This is a genomic window from Kitasatospora sp. NPDC057904, assembly GCF_042887925.1.
In the GTDB taxonomy this organism is placed as follows: domain Bacteria; phylum Actinomycetota; class Actinomycetes; order Streptomycetales; family Streptomycetaceae; genus Kitasatospora.
The window spans coordinates 317819-337171 of the sequence record NZ_JBHVOL010000004.1; the positions used below are offsets into that span (position 1 = coordinate 317819).

Consider the following 19353-nt stretch of genomic DNA (forward strand, 5'->3'; position numbering starts at 1 on the left):
GATTGCTTTTTTCTCCGGCCGGTGCCACGCTGCTGCCCGGCGGTGGCCGTCGGGTGGCCGTCAACTCACCGGCAGGGGAGGCGCATTGGTGCGCGCGCGTGCGGGTTTGCGGATCGGGAACGCTTCGGGGTTCTACGGCGACCGGTTCGCGGCGGTCCGGGAGATGCTCACCGGCGGGCCGCTGGACGTGCTGACCGGGGACTACCTGGCGGAGCTGACGATGCTCATCCTGGCCAGGGACCGCCTGAAGGACCCGTCGCTGGGGTACGCGCGGACGTTCCTGCGGCAGATGGAGGAGTGCCTGGGCCTCGCCCGCGAGCGCGGGGTGCGGATCGTCGTCAACGCGGGCGGGCTCAACCCGGCCCGGCTCGCGGGCGAACTGCGCAAGCTGGCCCTGCGGTACGGGATCGCAGCCGCCGTGGCCCACGTCGAGGGCGACGACCTGCTCCCGCGCATCGCCGAACTCGGGCTGCCCGATGGACTGTTGGCCGCCAATGCCTACCTCGGCGGGTTCGGGATCGCGGCCTGCCTGGCCGAGGGCGCGGACGTCGTCGTCACCGGCCGGGTCACCGACGCGGCCCTGGTGGCGGGCCCGGCGATCGCCCACTTCGGCTGGACCCCGGCCGACCTGGATGCCCTCGCCGGCGCCGTCGTCGCCGGCCACGTCCTGGAGTGCGGAGCGCAGGCCACCGGCGGGAACTACGCGTTCTTCCGGGAGCACGACGTGACGAGGCCCGGCTTCCCGATCGCCGAGCTGCACGCCGACGGCTCCAGCGTGATCACCAAGCACCCGGGCACCGGTGGCGCCGTCACCACCGGCACCGTCACGGCCCAACTCCTGTACGAGACCACGGGTTCGCGCTACCTCGGGCCGGACGTCACGGCCCGGCTCGACACCGTCCGCCTCACCCAGGAGGGCCCCGACCGGGTCCGCATCGACGGTGTGCGCGGCGAGGCGCCGCCCGCCACGCTCAAGGTGGGCCTCAACAGCCTCGGCGGCCACCGCAACGAGGTCGTGTTCGTCCTCACCGGGCTCGACATCGAGGCCAAGTCGGAGCTGGTGCAGCGGCAGTTGGAGGCCGCCATCCCGCCCGGCCGCCGCCCGGCCGAGCTGACCTGGACCCTCGCCCGCACCGACCACCCGGACGCGCCCACCGAGGAGGGCGCCTCCGCGCTGCTGCGTCTGACCGCCCGGGACCCGGACTCGTCCAAGGTCGGGCGCGAACTCGGCAAGGCCGCCGTCGAGTTGGGCCTCGCCGGCTACCCGGGCTTCCATCTGACCGCGCCTCCCGGCCCGGGCGCGCCGTACGGGGTGTTCACCGCCGCGTACGTCGACGCGAAGGCCGTGGAGCACACCGCCGTCCTCCCGGACGGTCGCCACGTGAGCATTCCCCCTGTGCAGGTCGGCCCTCAAGCGCCTTACGCTGACGAGCCGTTGGAGCTCCCGGAGCCGCTCCCCGCCGGCCCCAGCCGCCGGGCCCCGCTCGGCCTGGTGGCCGGAGCCCGCAGCGGTGACAAGGGCGGCGACGCCAACCTCGGCGTCTGGGCCCGCGACGACGAGGGCTGGCGCTGGCTCGCGCACACCCTCACGGTCGACCGGCTGCGCGAACTCCTCCCCGAGGCGCAGGACTTGCCCGTCACCCGGCACGTGCTGCCCAACCTCCGGGCGCTCAACTTCGTCATCACCGGCCTGCTCGGCGAGGGCGTCGCCGCCCAGCACCGCTTCGACCCGCAGGCCAAGGCGCTGGGGGAGTGGCTGCGTGCCCGGTATGTCGATGTCCCCGAAACGCTCCTCGACCGCACGGAGGCGTCGTGACCGTCCTGCCCACCCGCGTCGACCCGGCCGCGCCCGAGCACGCCGAGCACCGCGCCGCGATGCTCGACAAGCTCGCCGCCCTCGACGCCGAGCACGCCAAGGCGCTGGCCGGCGGCGGCCCCAAGTACGTCGAACGCCACCGCGCCCGCGGCAAGTTGCTGCCGCGCGAGCGGATCGAGCTGCTGATCGACGAGGACTCGCCGTTCCTGGAGCTCTCCCCGCTGGCGGCCTGGGGCAGCGACTACCCGGTGGGCGCCGCGCTGGTCACCGGCATCGGCGTCGTCGAGGGCGTCGAGTGCGTGATCACCGCCAACGACCCGACGGTCCGCGGCGGCGCCAGCAACCCGTGGACGCTGCGCAAGGCCCTGCGCGCCAACGAGATCGCGTTCGACAACCGCCTCCCGCTGGTCAACCTGGTCGAGTCCGGCGGCGCCGACCTGCCCAGCCAGAAAGAGATCTTCATCCCCGGCGGCGCCCTCTTCCGCGACCTCACCCGGCTGTCCGCCGCCGGGATCCCCACCGTGGCCGTGGTGTTCGGCAACTCGACGGCCGGCGGCGCCTACGTGCCGGGCATGTCCGACCACACCGTGCTGGTCAAGGAACGCGCCAAGGTGTTCCTCGGCGGCCCGCCGCTCGTGAAGATGGCCACCGGGGAGGAGGCCGACGACGAGTCGCTCGGCGGCGCCGAGATGCACGCCCGCACCTCCGGCCTGGCCGACCACTTCGCCGTCGACGAGGCGGACGCGCTGCGCCTCGCCCGCCGGATCGTCGCGCGGCTGGACCACCGCAAGCCGGGCCCGGGGCCGGACGCGTCCGCCGAGCCGCCGAAGTACGCCGAGGAGGAGCTGCTCGGCATCGTCCCGGGCGACCTCAAGGTGCCGTTCGACCCGCGCGAGGTGATCGCCCGGATCGTCGACGGCTCCGACTTCGACGAGTTCAAGCCGATGTACGGCCCGAGCCTGGCCACCGGCTGGGCCCGCCTGCACGGCTACCCGGTCGGGATCCTCGCGAACGCGCAGGGCGTGCTGTTCAGCGCGGAGTCCCAGAAGGCCGCCCAGTTCATCCAGTTGGCGAACCAGCGGAACACCCCGCTGCTGTTCCTGCACAACACCACCGGCTACATGGTGGGCAAGGACTACGAGCAGGGTGGCATCATCAAGCACGGCGCGATGATGATCAACGCCGTCTCGAACTCCACGGTGCCGCACCTCTCGGTGCTGATGGGCGCCTCCTACGGCGCCGGCCACTACGGCATGTGCGGGCGGGCGTACGAGCCGCGGTTCCTGTTCGCCTGGCCGAGCGCCAAGTCCGCGGTGATGGGCCCGCAGCAACTGGCCGGAGTGCTGTCGATCGTCGCCCGCCAGTCGGCCGCTGCGAAGGGGCAGCCGTACGACGAGGACGCGGACGCCGCGATCCGCGCGATGGTCGAGCAGCAGATCGAGGCGGAGTCGCTCCCGGCGTTCCTGTCCGGCCGGCTCTACGACGACGGCGTGATCGACCCGCGCGACACCCGGACGGTGCTCGGCCTCTGCCTGTCCGCGATCCACAACGCGCCGGTCGAGGGCGCGCGCGGCTACGGCGTCTTCCGGATGTAGAAGGTGTAGAAGGGGACCTGGAATGATCACCAACCTGCTGGTCGCCAACCGCGGCGAGATCGCCCGCCGGGTGTTCCGCACCTGCCGCGCCCTCGGCATCGCGACCACCGCCGTGCACTCCGACCCGGACGCCGGCGCCCCGCACGTCCGCGAGGCCGACGCCGCCGTCCGGCTGCCCGGTGCCGCGTCCGCCGACACCTACCTGCGCGGCGACCTGATCGTCCGGGCGGCTCTGGACGCGGGCGCCGATGCCGTCCACCCGGGGTACGGATTCCTGTCCGAGGACGCCGGGTTCGCGCAGGCGGTGCTCGACGCGGGCCTCACCTGGGTCGGCCCGCCGCCGGCCGCGATCGCCGCGATGGGCTCCAAGACGGCCGCCAAGCGGCTGATGGCGCAGGCGGGCGTGCCCGTCCTCGACGCCCTCGCCGAACCCACCGAGGCGGACCTGCCGCTCCTGGTCAAGGCGGCGGCGGGCGGCGGTGGCCGGGGGATGCGCGTCGTCCGCTCGCTGGCGGAGCTGCCGGGCGAGATCGAGGCGGCGAAGGCCGAGGCCGCCAAGGCCTTCGGCTCCGACGAGGTGTTCTGCGAGCGCTACCTGCCCACCGGCCGGCACGTCGAGGTCCAGCTGATGGCCGACGCCCACGGCACGGTCTGGGCGGTCGGCGACCGCGACTGCTCGCTGCAGCGCCGCCACCAGAAGGTGATCGAGGAGGCCCCGGCGCCCGGGATCCCCGACGCCGTGCGCACCGCGCTGCACGCGGCCGCCGTCTCCGCCGCCCGCGCGATCGGCTACGTCGGCGCGGGCACCGCCGAGTTCCTCCTCGCGGAGGACGGCCGCTTCCACTTCCTGGAGATGAACACCCGCCTCCAGGTCGAGCACCCGGTCACCGAGGCCGTCACCGGACTCGACCTGGTAGCGCTCCAACTCGCCGTCGCCGAGGGGGAGAAGCTCCCCGCCGCACCCCCGCCCACGAACGGCTGCGCGATCGAGGCCCGCCTCTACGCCGAGGACCCGGCGCACGACCACCGGCCCGCCACCGGCATCCTGCACCGCTTCGAACTCACCGTCCCCCACGAGGAGTTCGGCGGCATGCTCCGCCTCGACTCCGGCGTCGAGAACGGCAGCACCATCACGCCGCACTACGACGCGATGCTCGCCAAGGTGATCGCCTGGGCCCCGACCCGCGCGGCCGCCGCCCGCCGCCTCGCCGACGCCGTCGCCCGCGCCCGGCTCCACGGACCCACCACCAACCGGGAGTTGCTCGCCCGAGCACTGCGCCACCCGGCCTTCCTGGAGGGCCGCCTGCACACCGGCTTCCTCGTCGAGCACGCGGCCGACCTCACCGCCCCGGACGACAAGGGCGCCGCGCGGGCGGCCCTGGCCGCCGCCCTCGCCGACGCGGCGGAGCGCCGCACGCCGCTGCCGTCCGGCTGGCGCAACCTCCCGTCCCAGTCGCAGGTCAAGCGCTACCGGGCCGCCGACGGTGGCGAGTTGGAGGTGCGCTACCGCCTCACCCGGGACGGCCTGCGGGCCGACGACCACCCGGACACCGAGCTCGTCGAGCACGAGCAAGAGCACACGCCGGAGCGCGTCACCCTCCGCCACGGCACGATCCGCCGCACCTACCGCGTCGCCCGATACGGCGGGGAGGTCTTCGTCGAGACCCCGGACGGCACGACCGCCCTCACCGTCGTCCCCCGCTTCCCCGACCCCGCCGCCCAGACCGAACCGGGGGCCCTGCTCGCCCCGATGCCCGGCACCGTCATCCGGGTCGCCGCCGCCGTCGGCGACACCGTCACCGCCGGGCAGCCCCTGCTGTTCCTGGAGGCGATGAAGATGGAGCACCGCGTCGTCGCCCCCGCCGACGGCACCCTCGTGGAACTCCGCGCCACCCCGGGCCGGCAGGTCGAACTCGGCACCCTGCTCGCCGTCGTCAAACCCACCGCTGTCGCCCAAGAGGCCTGAGGAAGGACCCGCATGTCCGCCATCGGCAGTCAGCTCCTCGAAACGCCCGAACGTCAGGCCCTGCGTCGCGCCGTCGGCGACCTCGGCCGCCGCTACGGCTCCGCGTACTACCTGGCCAAGGCCCGGGCCGGCGAACCCGCCGACGAACTGTGGGCCGACGCCGGCAAGGCCGGCTACCTCGGCGTCAACCTGCCCGCCGAGTACGGCGGCGGGGGCGGCGGCATCACCGACCTCGCCATCGTCCTGGAGGAACTGGGCACCGCCGGCTGCCCGTTGCTCCTGCTGATCGTCTCCCCGGCGATCTGCGGCACGGTCATAGCCCGGTACGGCACGGACCAGCAGAAGAGCCGCTGGCTGCCCGGACTGGCCGACGGCACCCGGCGGATGGCCTTCGGCATCACCGAGCCGGACGCCGGCTCCAACTCGCACCGGATCTCCACCGTGGCCCGCCGCGACGGCGAGGACTGGCTGCTCACCGGCCGCAAGGTGTTCGTGTCGGGCATCGACCACTCGGACGACGTGCTGTTCGTCGCCCGCACCGAGGACGCCCGCACCGGCAAGCTCAAGCCCTGCCTGTTCGTCGTCCCGCGCGAGACCCCGGGGTTCGAGTTCCGGGCGATCCCGATGGAGCTCGTCGCCCCCGAGAAGCAGTTCCAGGTGTTCCTGGACGACGTCCGGCTGCCCGCCGACGCGCTCGTCGGCGACGAGAACGCGGGCCTGCTCCAGCTCTTCGCGGGCCTCAACCCCGAGCGGATCCTGACCGCCGCGTTCTCGCTCGGCCTCGCCCGCCAGGCCCTCGGCAAGGCCGTCGAGTACGCGAAGACGCGGACGGTCTGGTCGACCCCGATCGGCGCCCACCAGGGCCTCGCCCACCCGCTGGCGCAGTGCGCGGTGGAGATCGAGCTGGCCCGGCTGATGACGCAGAAGGCCGGGCTGCTCTACGACGCGGGCGAGGACCTCGCGGCCGGCGAGGCGGCCAACATGGCCAAGTACGCGGCCGGCGAGGCCGCCGCCCGCACGGTCGACCAGGCGGTGCAGACGCTCGGCGGCAACGGCCTCACCCAGGAGTACGGGCTGGGCGCGCTGCTGGCCGCCACCCGGGTGGGCCGGGTGGCCCCGGTCAGCCGCGAGATGGTGCTCAACTACGTCGCCCAGCACACCCTCGGGCTGCCGAAGTCGTACTGACGGCGGGTCACTTGACGCCGGTCAGGTGGGCGAACACGACGGTGTTGGACTCGTACCCGGTCTTCCGGTCGAACTTGCCGCCGCAGGTGATCACCCGCAGCTCGGCCCGCTCGGTGGCGCCGTACACGAGGGCGTCCGGGAAGTCCTTCTTCGGGAACACCCGGACGGAGTCGATCGTGAACACCGCCGTGCGCCGGTCCTTGCGGGCCACCTCGACGGTGTCGCCGGGGCGCAGCAGCCCGAGCCGGTAGAAGACGGCCGGCCCGGTGCGGTTGTCGGCGTGCCCGATGGTGATGGCGTTGCCGGCCGCTCCCGGCGCCGTGCCGTCGCGATACCAGCCGGCCAGGTTGCGCTGGTCCATCGGAGGGGGGTTCAGCTGCCGGGAGGCGCTGAGCCCGAGGCCGATGACCGGGGCGTCGACCTTGATCGCGGGGATCCGGATCCTGGTCGGCGGCGAGGCGGGCAGCGGCGGGTGGGCCGGGACCGACGGGGGCGTGGCCACCGGCGGACGGCCGGGGCTCGGCGCCGGTACGGCCGTGGCGGCCGGGGCCGGCAGCGGCGGCCCGTCCCGGCCGTCGGTGCCGACGTGGACGAGCCAGATGCCGCCCGCCGCGAGAGCCAGCGCGACGACCCCGGCCGTGACCGGGCCGGGGCCGCCGCGCGGTACGCGGAAGGGGAGGTCAGGAGTCGGCATTGGTCCCAGGACGGCGGCGCATCGCGCGGATGGTGAGGCCGCCGGCGCCGACGAGCAGCGCGACCCCGCCGATCACCTCGGCGGCGTTGGCCCCGGAGGTGCCTCCGCCACCGGTGGGCACCCCGCCGTGGGGCCCGCCGCTGGGGGAGGCGCTGGGCGAGTGCGAGTGGCTGGGCGAGGTGCTGGGGGAGGTGCTGGAGGACGCGCTCGGTGACGGTGACGGTGACGGCGAGGAGGAGGACGATGACGACGGCGACGAGGACGGCGACGACGAGGGCGACGACGACGGCGAGGGCGACGAGGAGGCGCACGAGACGTCGAAGACCTTGTGCTTGGCCGACCCGTTCTCGCCCACGAACGTCCAGTCGAGCTTGTAGTGCCCGTCCGGCAGGGTGAAGTTGCCGGTGTTCCCGGTGCCGTTGGTGAGCGTGATCGACCCGGCGAGCACCTGCGCCGTGCCGGTCGGCGGCTGCTGCTCGATCGTCCAGTTCACCTGCTGGATCGTGTCGAAGTTGAACGCGTCCAGGTAGAACACGCAGACCTTGGGCTCGTCCCGCGTGTCGCTCACCGGAGTGGTGCTGTTGTGGATCTTGACGTCGCCGTTGTCGCCCGGTGCGGCGAACGCGAGCGGTGCCCCGCCGAGGGCGAGGACGACGGCCGTGGTGGCGGCGGCGAGCAGGCGGCGGCCGCGCGGCAGGGTAGGGGAGGTGGCTCTCACGGTTGGGGTGCTCCAGGTTCCGGGGCCGCTCCCGGGGGCGGGCGGCCGTGGTGCACACCGTCCGACCGGGCGCCCCCCGGCGGCAACTGTGCCACGCGCGCTCCGGCCGTCGTTCCCCACAATGGCCCAGCGTCCCTCCGCTGTCCGTATGCTCCTGAACGCGCCCCCGGCCGACCCGCCCCCGAGACCCGTCGCCGGTCCAGAATCCACCTCAACTTCCTTAGTGGAGGCTTACCTTGGTGTTCCTCAGCGACTTCCCCGACGTACCGACGATCGACCTGCCGATCCACGACGCGGTGCTCGGCGACGCCGAGCGGTACGGCGACCGGCCGGCCCTGATCGACGGCCTCACCGGACGGACCGTCAGCCACGCCGAGCTCGCCGGGTCCGTGCGCAGGGTCGCCGCCGGCCTGGCCGACGCGGGCGTGCGCAAGGGCGACGTGCTGGCGCTCTTCAGCCCCAACACGATCGCGTACCCGATGGCGTTCTACGGCGCCACCCGGGCCGGCGCCACCGTCACCACCGTCTCTTCCCTCGCCACCCCGAACGAGCTCGCCGGCCAGCTGCGCGACAGCGGCGCCCGCTGGCTGGTCACCGTCTCCCACTTCCTGCCCACCGCCGCGAAGGCCGCCGGGCTGCTCGCCGCCGAGGGCCGCCCGCTGCGCGAGATCGTCGTGCTGGACGGCGCCGACGGCCACCGCTCGCTCGCCGACCTGCTCGCCAGCACCGCCCCGGTGCCCGAGGTCCCGATCGATCCCGGCGAGGACGTCGCCGTGCTGCCGTACTCCAGCGGCACCACCGGCCTGCCCAAGGGCGTCATGCTCACCCACCGCTCGATCGCCACCAACCTCGGCCAGGTGGACGCCCTGTACCGCCCCGAGCCGGGTGAACGGGTGCTCGCCGTCCTGCCGTTCTTCCACATCTACGGCCTCGCCGCGCTGCTCAACCAGCCGCTGCGCTGCGGCGCCGCGGTGGTCGTGCTGCCGCGCTTCGACCTGGAGCAGTTCTGCCGCGCCATCGAGGAGCACCGGGTGCAGGCGCTCATCGTGGCCCCGCCGATCGCGCTCGCCCTCGCCAAGCACCCGCTGGTGGAGCGCTTCGACCTGTCCTCCGTCGAGTACCTGCTGTGCGCCGCCGCCCCGCTCGACACCGAGCTCGCCGCCGCCTGCGCCCGCCGCCTCGGCCTGCCGCACCTGCTCCAGGGCTACGGCATGACCGAGCTGTCCCCGGTCACCCACGTCGTCTCCCCGCACGACACCGACCCCTCGCCCGGCGCCGTCGGCCGGATGGTCCCCTCCACGGAACTGCGCGTCACCGCCCTGGACGGCACCCGGACGGACCTCGGGCCCGGCGAGCCCGGCGAGCTCCTGATCCGCGGCCCGCAGGTGATGAAGGGCTACTTCGGCCGCCCCTCCGAGACCGACGCCGTGATCGACGAGGAGGGCTGGCTGCACACCGGCGACGTCGGCTTCGTCGACGACCGCGGCTACCTGCACATCGTCGACCGGGTCAAGGAGCTGATCAAGTACAAGGGCTACCAGGTCGCCCCCGCCGAACTGGAGGCCGTCCTGCTGGGCCACCCGCAGATCGCCGACGCCGCCGTCATCGGCGTGACGGACGCCGAGGGCACCGAGTGTCCCAAGGCCTTCGTCGTCCGGGTGCCCGGCAGCAGGCTCAGCGCCGAGGACGTCACCACGTTCGTCGCCGACCAGGTCGCCCCCTACAAGAAGGTGCGCGCGGTCGAGTTCGTCGAGGCCGTCCCCAAGTCCCCCGCCGGAAAGATCCTCCGCCGCGAACTGCGAGCCCGAGAGGCGGCGGCCCGCTGACCCGTACGCAGGGCGCAGCTGTGAGGATCGACCCGCCGAGCCCCCACCGGAACAGGAACCGCCAGCACCGATGACCAGCCACTCCGCCGTCCGCACCCCCCGGCAGGACCGCAGCCGTGCCACCCGCGCCCGGCTGCTCGCGGCGGCCGTGGACTGTCTGGCCGAACGCGGCTGGCACGGCTCCACCGTCGCCGTGGTCGCCGAACGCGCCGGGGTCTCCCGGGGCGCCGCCCAGCACCACTTCCCGACCCGCGAGGACCTGTTCACCGCGGCCATCGAGCACGTCACCGCCGAGCGGCTGGCGGCCGTCCGCGCCCACGCGGACGAGCTGCCGGCCGCCGGCCCCGACCGCACCGGGGCCGTCGTCGACATGATCGTGCGCCTCTACACCGGCCCGCTGTTCCGCGCCGCCCTGCACCTGTGGACGGCCGCCGCCACCGAGGAACCGCTGCGCGAGCGGATCATCGCCCTGGAGGGCCACGTCGGCCGCGAGGCCCACCGGGCCGCCGTCGAGTTCCTGGACGCCGACGAGACCCGCCCCGGCGTGCGCGAATCGGTGCAGGCCACCCTGGACCTCGCCCGCGGCCTCGGCCTGGCCAACCTGCTCACCGACGACAGCGCCCGACGATCCGGAGTGATCCGGCAGTGGGCGGGCCTTCTGGAGAGTACGCTGCGCCCGGTACGCCCATGACGCCCGTACGACAGGAGCGACCGGAACGGCCCCCCTCCAAGGGGTCGCCGGGCGGCCGATGTCCGTGCAGTCTGGAGAAGAATCCCGGCCGGCACCGACCGCGAGGCCCACCCGGCCGGGCACGAGCCGAACCGGGGTGCTGCCTGATCATGCACGGACACGAGTGGGACGCGACCGACGCCGCCGGCCCCGCACCGGGTGCCGCCCCCGCACGTCCCGAGGGCCACCGACTGGTCCCGCTCGCCACCGTCCTGGTCCAGGGCGACGGCCTCATCCTGCACTGGAGCGAGGACGCCGAGGCCCTGCTCGGCTTCACCGCCGACGAGGCCGTCGGCAGCTACGCCGCCCGGCTGCTCACCGACGAGCGCGACCGCGGCGAGGTGCTCGCGATCTTCCAGCGGATCATGGACGGCACCGGCACCTCCTTCGTCTTCCCGGTGCGCCACCGCGACGGCCACCGGGTCGAGCTGGAGTTCCGCACCTACCCGATCGCCGGCCCGGGCGGCACCCTCCTCCTGCTCGCCACCGCCTCCGACACCGGCGCCATCCACGAGATCGAGGCCGACCTCGCCGTCCTCGACGGCATCTTCGGCCGCTCGCCGATCGGCATGGCCGTGTACGACACCCAGCTGCGCTACGTGCGGATCAACGAGGCGCTCGCCCGGATGAACGGCGTCCCGGCCGCCGCCCACCTCGGCCGCCGGATATCCGCCGTCCTGCCCGGCATCAACACCGCCGAGATCGAGCAGACCATGAGACAGGTGCTCAGGACCGGCAAGCCCGTCGTGGACGCCCGCTCGCACGGCCGCGTCCCCGGGGACCCGAGGCGCGACCACGCGTGGTCCGCCTCCTACTTCCGCCTGGAGGACTCCACCGGCCGGGTCTTCGGCGTCGCCTCCTCGATCATCGACGTCACCGAGCGCTTCCAGGCCGAGGCCCGCGCCTCCCGCGCGCAGGAACGTCTCGCCACCATCGCCGAGGCCACCGCCCGGATCGGCACCACCCTCGACCTCCAGCGCACCGCCGAGGAGCTGATCGAGGCCGTCGTCCCCCGGTTCGCCGACTTCGCCACCGTCGACCTCCTGGAACCGGTGCTGCGCGGTGCCGAGCCCACCGCGATCCCCGCCGACCGCCCGATCAAGCTGCGGGCCGTCGCCGTCGGCGAGTCCTACGAGTCCGGCCTCACGCACGCCGTGGACGCCGTCGGCGAGACCTCCGAGTACGCCCCCCACCGCAGCTACACCCAGTGCCTGCGCAGCGGGAAGCCGCTGCTGCGCGCCCACGTGGACGAGGAGGTCCTGCGCGGCCTGGTCGCCAGCGAGGAGCGCGTCGCCCCCGGCATCGCGGCGGGCATCCACTCGTACCTGATGGTGCCGATCTCGGCCCGCGGCATGGTCCTCGGAGGCTCCGAGTTCATCCGGATGCGCAACCCCGAGCCGTTCACCGACGCGGACGTCGCCCTCGCCGAGGAGCTCGTCGCCCGCACCGCCCTCGCGCTCGACAACGCCCGGCTCTACCGGCGCGAGCGCGAGACGGCGCTCACCCTCCAGCGCAGCCTCCTGCCGCAGGAGATCCACCGCACCCTCGGCCTGGAGATCGCCTACCGCTATCTGCCCAGCAGCGTCGTCAGCGAGGTCGGCGGCGACTGGTTCGACGTCGTGCCGCTGTCCTGCGGCCGGGTGGCCCTGGTGGTCGGCGACGTGATGGGCCACGGCATCCGGGCCGCCGCCACGATGGGCCAGCTGCGCACCGTCGCCCGCACCCTCGCCACCCTCGACATGCCGCCCGAGCAGGTCCTCACCCGACTGGACGAGACCGCGCACGGAATCGGCGAGGGCCAGTTCGCCACCTGCATCTGCGCGGTCTACGACCCGCTGGAGCGCACCGTCCAGGTGGCCTCGGCCGGCCACCTGCCGCCGGTGTGGGTCGGCCCCGACGGGCTCGCCCGCCGGGTCGACCTCCCGCCCGGCGTGCCGCTCGGCGTCGGCGGCGTGGCCTTCGAGTCGATCGAATTCACCCTCCCGGAGGGCGGCATGGTCGCCCTCTACACCGACGGCCTGGTCGAGCGCCGCGGCCAGGACATCGACAAGGGCATCGACCTGCTCGCCCGCACCCTCGCCGAGCCCGGCCGCACCCTGGAGCAGACCTGCGACGCCGTGCTCGGTGCCCTCGTCACCGACGGCACCGACGACGACATCGCGATGATCATGGCCCGGGTGCTGCCGCTGCCCGCCGACCGGATCGCCACCCTCCCGCTCACCGGCGGCGGCCGCCTGCCCGGCAAGGCCCGCCGCTTCACCCGCGCGACCCTGGAACGCTGGGGCCTGACCCCGCTCGCCGACTACGCCGAACTGCTGGTCAGCGAGCTCGTCACGAACGCCCTCCTGCACGCCGACGCCCCGCGGAGGCTGCGGCTGTTCCGCGACCGCGTGCTCACCGTCGAGGTCTCCGACGCCGGCGGCCAGACCCCGCAGCTGCGCCCCTTCGCCGAGCAGGACGAGGGAGGGCGCGGCATGTTCCTGGTCAGCGAGCTCGCCCAGCGCTGGGGCAGCCGGCTGACCAGGGACGGCAAGGTGGTCTGGGCCGAGCTGGAACTGCCCTTCAGGGCGAGCCACTGACGGCGGCGGCCCCGCACCCGGGAACAGGGTGCGGGGCCGCCCAACCGCTTAGGAGCAGAACCGTTTCGCTGCAGAACCGTTTAGGCATCCACCTTCTCGGGCGCCGGCCGGACCTCCGTCGGCTCGGCCGCCGGGGCGGAGAGCCCGCGCAGCAGGCGCCAGGCCATCGCGGCGGCGCCGATCAGCAGCACGGCCGACGCGATGCCCGCGACGTTCATCCCGTGGACGAACGCGTGCTTCGCGCTCGCCAGCAGCGGCTCGCCGAGGGCCTGGGGCAGCCCGTGGGCCGCCTCGACGGCCCCGCCGAGCGACTCGCCGGCCCGGGCGGCGGCGGCCGGGTCCGCGCCCTGCGGGACGGACAGCCCGCTCGCGTAGAGCGAGCCGACCACCGAGCCGACCAGCGCGATGCCGAGCGCGGTGCCCAGCTCGTACGCCGTCTCCGACACCGCGGAGGCGGCCCCGGCCTTGTCGGCCGGCGCGGCGCTCAGCACGAGGTCGGCGCCGAGCGTGTAGACCACCCCTTCGGCCGTCCCGACCAGCAGGAACGAGGCGGCCAGCACCAGGTACGTGGTGTCCTGCTGGAGCCAGCCGAGCACACCGACGCCGAAGCCCATCGCCAGCAGACAGAACGTCAGCGCGGCCCGGGCGCCGGTGCGCCGGACCAGCCGGGCGGTCAGCAGACCGCCCGCCACCGAGCCGGCGAAGGCCGGCAGTTCGGCGAGGCCCGCCTGCAGCGGCTCGTAGCCGCGGACCAGCTGGAGGTACTGCGAGGTCACGAAGACCACGCCGGACAGACCGATCAGTGAGATCAGCGAGGCCAGCACGGCGGCGGTGAACCGGCGGTCGCGGAACAGCCGGACGTCCAGCAGCGGGGTGTCCAGCCGGAGCTGGCGGCGGACGAAGACGGTCAGCGCGGCGGCGCCCACGAGGCCGGCGAGCGGCACGTCCCAGCGCGTCACGCCGTTCGCGGCGGCCTCCTTGACCGCGTAGACGACGCCGATCACACCGGCCAGTGACAGCAGGACGCTCAGCACGTCCCAGCGGCCCGGCTTCGGGTCCCTGGACTCGGGCAGCAGCCAGGCGCCGAAGCCCAGCAGCAGGAGCAGCACGGGGATGTTGAGCAGGAACACCGAGCCCCACCAGAAGTGCTCCAGCAGCACGCCGCCGACCACCGGCCCGAGCGCGGCGCCCGCGGCCGCGGCGGCGCCCCAGATGCCGATCGCGGTGGCCCGCTCCCGGTCGTCCGGGAAGAGGCTGCGGATCAGCGAGAGGGTGGACGGCATGATCGTCGCCCCGGCCACGCCGAGCAGGACGCGGGCCAGGATCAGCCAGCCGGGCCCGGGCGCGTACGCGGCGAGCAGCGAGGCGGCGCCGAACGCGGTGGAGCCGACCAGCAGCAGCTTCTTGCGGCCGATCCGGTCGCTCAGCGCGCCCATGCTGACCAGCAGGCCGGCGAGGACGAAGGAGTAGGCGTCGCCGATCCAGAGCAGCTGGGTGCCGCTGGGGCGCAGCGTCTCGCTGATGGAGGGGATGGCGAGGGAGAGGACGGTCGCGTCGACGGCGACCAGGGTGACGGCGAGGACGAGGACGGCGAGGCCGCTCCAGCGGCGGCTCGGGGTCGGGTTCGTCAGGCTCGGAGTGGTCAGGACGGTGCTGCTCATGGTGTATCGGTTTCCGTTGAGCGGGCCGAAGAGGAGGTGGGAGCGGGGGACGAGGGTCGGCGCAGGGCGCCGCCGAGGAAGAGCTCGGTGATCGAGAACGCGGCGTCGCGCGGGGCGAGCCGGCCGTCCTGGATGGCCCAGCCGACGCCGGCGACGAGGTCGAAGAACGCCTCGCTGAGCCAGGCGGCGGACAGCTCGATCCGGAAGACGCCCTGGTGCTGTCCGCGCAGGAACAGCGCGTGCAGCCGTTCGGTCTGGGTCTCCCAGAGGGCGTTGATGTTCTCGTCGTCGTAGAGCTGGTTCTCGCCGGCCAGAAAGGCGCAGAGCATGGCGTCGGGGACGGCGACCTCGACCAGGCGGCGTACCGCGGCCTCGGCGTCGCCCTCCCCGGCGGTGGCGGTGTCCAGCGCGGTGGCGAAGCGCTGCAGGCTGAGCAGGCCGACCTCGCGGATCAGGGCCTCGCGGCCGGGGAACAGCCGGTGCAGCGTGGCGCGGCTGATGCCGGCGGCGCGCGCGATCTCGTCCAGGTGGGCGGTCGGGCGGCGGGAGAGCACGCTGACGGCGGCTTCGAGGACGGTGTCGCGATCGGTGGCCATGCTTCGAGTGTAGCTCAAGTGAGACATGGATGTCTCAAAATAGGATTGGTCGCCTCAGGTGGGGCGTGTGGGGCCGGCGGCCGGGCAGCAAAAAACCGGGGACGGCGGTTGCCGTCCCCGGTCCTCGTGCCGCTCCCTCGGGAGCTCAGCTCTGGTTGTAGAACCCGGTGTCGTCGAGCGGGCGGTCGATCACCATGACCTCGACGTCGGCCGGGGTGAGCAGGAAGACCCGGCGGGCGATCCGCTCGATGCCGCCCTGGGTGCCGAAGATCAGCCCGGAGGCGAAGTCGACCATCCGCTTGGCCTCGGCCTCCTCCATCTCGGTGAGGTCCATGACCACCGGAGTGCTGGCCCGGATGTGCTCGCCGACGGTGCGGGCGGCCTCGAATCCGGTCGGCCGCAGTGAGACGATCTTGGCCGGCGACGGCATCGCGGGCACGGTGTCCCGTTCGCTCCACTCGTCGTCGTACACGGCGGCCGGGTAGTGCCCCGAGGGCATCAGCCACCCGTTGTGGTGCTCGTCGCGAAGTGCTCCCATGCCGCGCCTCCCTGCCTCGTCCCGGCCGCGTCCCCCCGGGTGCGCGTGCCCTTTTTGACACGTCATCCACTCGTCGGAACTGTCCGAGTATCGCACTGTTCACCGGTCCCGTGCCCGCTCGCGCCCCCCGTACGAGTCGTGCCGCGCCGGAAACCCGGGCGGACCCGGGCACCAACATCGACGCGGGTGGCTTGCGTACGGTTGCGCGCGTAGACCTTATCGGTCGTGGTCACCGCGTAATTGACCTTCTGTCAACAATGCGGAAACGATTTCACTCCCCGGTCCTGCCGTCCAGCAGCTCGCGCAGAAAATCCGCGTGACCGTTGTGCCGCGCGTACTCCTCGATCATGTGGACGAGGATCCAGCGGAGCGTCACGTCCGCGTCCCGGCGCTGCCGTTTGCCCACCGTGTCGAGCGGGAGGCCGGCGATCGCGCGGCGGGCGGCGTCGACCTCGGCGTGCCAGGTGGCGAAGTCGGCGGCGACGTCCGCGGTGGCGACGTCGTCGAAGTCGCCGTCCTCGTTCTCCGGGGTCCAGTAGTGGCCGGTGCTGACGTCCGCGCCCAGCAGGATGCCCTGGAACCAGTGCTGCTCGACCTCGGCCATGTGCCGCACGAGGCCGAGCAGGGACAGGCCGGACGGCGGGACGGAACGCGTGCGCAGCTGGTCGTCGGTGAGGCCCTCGCACTTGAGGGCGAGCGTGCTGCGGTGGAAGTCCAGCCAGGCCGTCAGCATGGTGGTCTCGTCGGCGGACATGGGCGGGTCGACCCGCGGCGTGAGGTTGGTCATGGCCGCCATGGTGGCGCCGGGCGGGGGTGGATCGCGAGCGAATAAGCGCGTATCCGGCTCAGGCGGTGGTGGCGGCGGCGCGGCGGCGGGCGACGGCGGCCCGCCAGAGCGAGACCAGGGTCACCAGGCCGAACACCCCGATCACGCCCGCCGACAGCAGGAACGACACCGAGCCGGGCCGGCGTGCGCTGGCCGCGGCCGTCACGTACACCGCGGTGGTCGGTACGACGCCGATGGCGGTGGCCAGGACGTACGGCACGAAGCGCGTGCCGGAGAACGCGGCGCCGTAGTTGCCGGCCTGGAACGGCAGGCCGGGCATCAGGCGCAGCAGCAGGACGCTGCGGAAGCTCTGGTCGGTGAAGCGGCGGTCCAGGGCGGTCAGCATCTTCCCGCGCAGGAAGGGGCGCAGCGCGTCCCGGCCGAGGGCCCGGCCGAGGCCGAACGCCGCCGCCGCGCCGAGGGTGGTGCCGAGGACGGCGAGCAGGGTGCCCTGCTGGATGCCGAGCAGCAGCCCGGCGGCGGCGTTGAGGGCCGGGCGGGGCAGGAAGGCGAGCGTGCCGAGGGCGTAGACCGTGACGAAGGCCGGCGCGAGCCAGTACCCGGGCACCCCGGCGGGCAGCCCGCCGCGCAGGAACGCCGTCGGGCTCCACAGCAGCAGCGACCCGGCGGCGGCGCCGAGGATCAGGACGAGCAGCGCGAAGCGCCACCACGGCGAACGCGGTGCGGGCTCGGGCGGTGCGGGGGCTGCGTCTGGTGCGTGCACCGCCCGAGCCTAGCTCTCCTATGCGTAAGGATCCTTTTCGGGGCTGTAGTGCCAGAACTGGTTGTCCCCGGCGTGGAAGTCCCACTGGATGACCGGGGTGCCGTCGGCGATCACGCCGCCGGCGACGTCCAGGCTGAGCCCGCTGTTGGCGTTGACGATGTGGCGGGGGGTGCCGGCGTGGCTGACCGGCGGGTCGCTCCACTGCTGGTTGCTGCCGCCGTTGCAGGTCCACTGGCCGGCCTGGGTGCCCGGGGTGGTGCTGAAGGCGGGGACCTCCAGGCACTTGCCGCTGTGCAGGTTGATCCAGCCGTGGGCGGTCTGGGTCCACTTCTGGTTGTCGCCGCCGGTGCAGGTCCAGATCCGGACCGGGGCGCCGTCGTCGGTGCGCCAGTCGGCGACCTCCAGGCACAGGTCGTTCTGGCCCGCGTACATCCCGGTGCGGATCTCGGCGGGCCCGAAGTCGGTGGCGGTCGTCGCGGTGGCGGCACCGGCGGTCGGTGCGGCCAGCACCGACCCTCCGGTGAGGGCGAGGACGGCGGCGGCCGTCGCGAGTCTCGTGCGATGGGTCATCGGTGCGCTCCCCGTGGTCGACGTTGGAGTGTTCGACCGCGCCCGGCGCGGAAAAGTTGTGCGCCGATCCGGGGGAAGACGCGGGGGTGCCCGTCGGGTCAGAGCGTCGAGAGGTCGTTGCCCGCCGGGGCGCTCACGCCGCTGGACGGGCCGTCGGGTGCGTTCCGTTCGCTGCGGCGCAGTGCCCCGGCGCTCGGCACCAGGGCGAGGGCGAGCGCGGTGACGAGGACGAAGGAGACGGTCAGCGAGGTGGCCTGGGCGAGCCCGCCGACGACGGCCGGGGCGATCAGGCCCGAGGTGTAGGTGACGGTGGCGACGCCCGCGATGGCCTGGCTGGGGTTGGGGCCGCTGCGCCCGGCCGCCGCGAAGGCCAGCGGGACGATGACCGCGATGCCGACGCCGATCAGCGCGAAGCCCGGGATCGCGAGGGCCGGTTCGTCGGCCAGCACGACGAGCACGCCGCCCGCCGTCGCGGTGGCACCGCCGAGGCGGGTCGCCCGGACGGCGCCGAGGCGGCGGATCACCGCGTCCCCGGCCAGCCGGCTGACGGCCATGGTGAGCGCGAACGCGGAGTAGGAGACCGCGGCGACGGTGGCCGAGGCGCCGGTGACGTCGCGCAGGTAGACGCCGCTCCAGTCCATCGAGGCGCCCTCGGCGAACACGGCGCAGAAGCCGACCAGCCCGATCACCAGCGAGCTGCGCGGCGGCAGCGCGAACCGCGGCGGCGCCTCGGCCTCCTCCGGTGCCCGCAGGTCGGGCAGGCCCCGGCAGACGGCCTGGGCGAGGGCCAGCAGCACGAGGGTGGTGACGGCCAGCTGGAGGCGGGCGTCGAGGTCGAGGTGGGCGGCGAGGATGCCGAAGCCGGAGGCCAGCAGCCCGCCCGCGCTCCACATCCCGTGCAGGCCGGACATGATCGAGCGGCCGAGGCGCTCCTCGATCTCCACGCCCTGCGCGTTCATCGCGACGTCGGACATGCCCGAGGTCGCGCCGTAGACGAACAGGGCCGCGCACAGGACGGGCAGCGACGGCGCGAGCGCGGGCAGGGCCAGCGCCAGGCACCACAGCGAGATGAGCCCGCGCACGGCGGCCCGCCCGCCGTAGCGGTGGACGAACCGGCTGGCCAGCGGCATCGCGAGGAACGAGCCGACGGCGGGCATCACCAGGGCGAGCCCGAGCTGGCCGGGGGAGAGGTCGAGGCGGTGCTGGATCCACGGGATCCGGCTGACGAAGGTGCCCGTGACGGCGCCGTGCACGGCGAACACCAGGGCGATGCTCGCCCTGGCCCGCCGGGGCGCAGGGAGCGGGTCCAGTGGTGCGGTCGTGGTCATG

The 19353-nt window shown here is 73.9% G+C and carries 16 protein-coding genes; 7 read left to right on the forward strand and 9 right to left on the reverse strand.

The window, feature by feature from the left end; genetic code table 11:
• Window positions 1-88 precede the first annotated feature (88 nt).
• The 4 genes from ACFVSN_RS13085 to ACFVSN_RS13100 are packed head-to-tail and all read left to right on the forward strand — an operon-like array spanning window position 89 to window position 6562.
• On the forward strand, window positions 89-1816 hold the full coding sequence (locus ACFVSN_RS13085) for an acyclic terpene utilization AtuA family protein (RefSeq protein WP_387954979.1): 1728 nt from the start codon (window positions 89-91) through the stop codon (window positions 1814-1816).
• Entirely contained in the window at window positions 1813-3411 is a 1599-nt protein-coding gene (locus tag ACFVSN_RS13090) for an acyl-CoA carboxylase subunit beta (RefSeq protein WP_387954981.1), read from the forward strand. The genes ACFVSN_RS13085 and ACFVSN_RS13090 overlap by 4 nt, the downstream gene beginning before the upstream one ends.
• A 22-nt stretch (window positions 3412-3433) precedes the next feature.
• Window positions 3434-5377, forward strand: coding sequence for an acetyl/propionyl/methylcrotonyl-CoA carboxylase subunit alpha (locus ACFVSN_RS13095; protein ID WP_387954983.1), 1944 nt, complete (start codon window positions 3434-3436; stop codon window positions 5375-5377).
• Between the two features lie 12 nt (window positions 5378-5389).
• Window positions 5390-6562: an acyl-CoA dehydrogenase family protein gene (locus tag ACFVSN_RS13100; RefSeq protein WP_387954985.1), complete on the forward strand. Its 1173-nt coding sequence runs from the start codon at window positions 5390-5392 to the stop codon at window positions 6560-6562.
• Between the two features lie 7 nt (window positions 6563-6569).
• Here the strand turns inward: ACFVSN_RS13100 and ACFVSN_RS13105 are convergent, their stop codons facing one another.
• Both ACFVSN_RS13105 and ACFVSN_RS13110 read right to left on the reverse strand, forming a co-directional pair.
• A complete protein-coding gene (locus ACFVSN_RS13105) occupies window positions 6570-7256 on the reverse strand; it encodes a class F sortase (protein ID WP_387954987.1) in 687 nt (228 codons plus the stop codon).
• Window positions 7243-7974 carry a hypothetical protein gene (locus ACFVSN_RS13110; RefSeq protein ID WP_380442973.1) on the reverse strand — a complete coding sequence of 244 codons (732 nt, stop codon included), beginning with the start codon at window positions 7972-7974 and terminating at the stop codon, window positions 7243-7245. Before ACFVSN_RS13110 ends, ACFVSN_RS13105 begins: the two co-directional genes overlap by 14 nt.
• A 236-nt stretch (window positions 7975-8210) precedes the next feature.
• Between ACFVSN_RS13110 and ACFVSN_RS13115 the strand changes: the two genes are divergently transcribed.
• From ACFVSN_RS13115 to ACFVSN_RS13125, 3 genes are all read left to right on the forward strand, one after another.
• Window positions 8211-9800: a 4-coumarate--CoA ligase family protein gene (locus ACFVSN_RS13115; protein ID WP_387597561.1), complete on the forward strand. Its 1590-nt coding sequence runs from the start codon at window positions 8211-8213 to the stop codon at window positions 9798-9800.
• 70 nt (window positions 9801-9870) lie between these two features.
• Complete coding sequence (locus ACFVSN_RS13120; RefSeq protein ID WP_387954989.1) at window positions 9871-10491, forward strand: TetR/AcrR family transcriptional regulator; 621 nt, start codon at window positions 9871-9873, stop codon at window positions 10489-10491.
• Between the two features lie 149 nt (window positions 10492-10640).
• Window positions 10641-13109, forward strand: coding sequence for a SpoIIE family protein phosphatase (locus ACFVSN_RS13125; RefSeq protein WP_387597555.1), 2469 nt, complete (start codon window positions 10641-10643; stop codon window positions 13107-13109).
• 80 nt (window positions 13110-13189) lie between these two features.
• Here the strand turns inward: ACFVSN_RS13125 and ACFVSN_RS13130 are convergent, their stop codons facing one another.
• The 7 genes from ACFVSN_RS13130 to ACFVSN_RS13160 all read right to left on the reverse strand — a co-directional run bounded on the left by ACFVSN_RS13130 (window position 13190) and on the right by ACFVSN_RS13160 (window position 19352).
• Entirely contained in the window at window positions 13190-14770 is a 1581-nt protein-coding gene (locus tag ACFVSN_RS13130) for an MFS transporter (protein WP_387597552.1), read from the reverse strand.
• The gene (locus ACFVSN_RS13135) at window positions 14767-15366 is read right to left on the reverse strand and encodes a TetR/AcrR family transcriptional regulator (protein WP_380442983.1); all 600 of its coding nucleotides are present in this window, start codon (window positions 15364-15366) and stop codon (window positions 14767-14769) included. Before ACFVSN_RS13135 ends, ACFVSN_RS13130 begins: the two co-directional genes overlap by 4 nt.
• Window positions 15367-15511: 145 nt before the next feature.
• Complete coding sequence (locus ACFVSN_RS13140; protein ID WP_359961994.1) at window positions 15512-15904, reverse strand: cell division protein SepF; 393 nt, start codon at window positions 15902-15904, stop codon at window positions 15512-15514.
• A 271-nt stretch (window positions 15905-16175) separates the two neighbouring features.
• Window positions 16176-16691 carry a DinB family protein gene (locus ACFVSN_RS13145; protein WP_380442985.1) on the reverse strand — a complete coding sequence of 172 codons (516 nt, stop codon included), beginning with the start codon at window positions 16689-16691 and terminating at the stop codon, window positions 16176-16178.
• Window positions 16692-16749: 58 nt separating this feature from the next.
• Window positions 16750-17454, reverse strand: a complete 705-nt coding sequence (locus ACFVSN_RS13150) for a TVP38/TMEM64 family protein (protein WP_380442987.1) — start codon at window positions 17452-17454, stop codon at window positions 16750-16752.
• 18 nt (window positions 17455-17472) lie between these two features.
• Entirely contained in the window at window positions 17473-18024 is a 552-nt protein-coding gene (locus ACFVSN_RS13155; protein ID WP_387954991.1) for an RICIN domain-containing protein, read from the reverse strand.
• 98 nt (window positions 18025-18122) lie between these two features.
• A complete protein-coding gene (locus ACFVSN_RS13160; RefSeq protein WP_387954993.1) occupies window positions 18123-19352 on the reverse strand; it encodes an MFS transporter in 1230 nt (409 codons plus the stop codon).
• Window position 19353 lies beyond the last annotated feature (1 nt).

Excerpts from the sequence above, each read along its gene's own strand:
- ACFVSN_RS13145 (WP_380442985.1), bottom strand. The coding sequence starts at position 16,691 with ATGACCAACCTCACGCCGCGGGTCGACCCGCCCATGTCCGCCGACGAG.
- ACFVSN_RS13130 (WP_387597552.1), bottom strand. The coding sequence starts at position 14,770 with ATGAGCAGCACCGTCCTGACCACTCCGAGCCTGACGAACCCGACCCCG.
- ACFVSN_RS13125 (WP_387597555.1), top strand. The coding sequence starts at position 10,641 with ATGCACGGACACGAGTGGGACGCGACCGACGCCGCCGGCCCCGCACCG.
- ACFVSN_RS13105 (WP_387954987.1), bottom strand. The coding sequence starts at position 7,256 with ATGCCGACTCCTGACCTCCCCTTCCGCGTACCGCGCGGCGGCCCCGGC.
- ACFVSN_RS13120 (WP_387954989.1), top strand. The coding sequence starts at position 9,871 with ATGACCAGCCACTCCGCCGTCCGCACCCCCCGGCAGGACCGCAGCCGT.
- ACFVSN_RS13095 (WP_387954983.1), top strand. The coding sequence starts at position 3,434 with ATGATCACCAACCTGCTGGTCGCCAACCGCGGCGAGATCGCCCGCCGG.
- ACFVSN_RS13155 (WP_387954991.1), bottom strand. The coding sequence starts at position 18,024 with ATGACCCATCGCACGAGACTCGCGACGGCCGCCGCCGTCCTCGCCCTC.
- ACFVSN_RS13160 (WP_387954993.1), bottom strand. The coding sequence starts at position 19,352 with ATGACCACGACCGCACCACTGGACCCGCTCCCTGCGCCCCGGCGGGCC.
- ACFVSN_RS13140 (WP_359961994.1), bottom strand. The coding sequence starts at position 15,904 with ATGGGAGCACTTCGCGACGAGCACCACAACGGGTGGCTGATGCCCTCG.
- ACFVSN_RS13135 (WP_380442983.1), bottom strand. The coding sequence starts at position 15,366 with ATGGCCACCGATCGCGACACCGTCCTCGAAGCCGCCGTCAGCGTGCTC.
- ACFVSN_RS13100 (WP_387954985.1), top strand. The coding sequence starts at position 5,390 with ATGTCCGCCATCGGCAGTCAGCTCCTCGAAACGCCCGAACGTCAGGCC.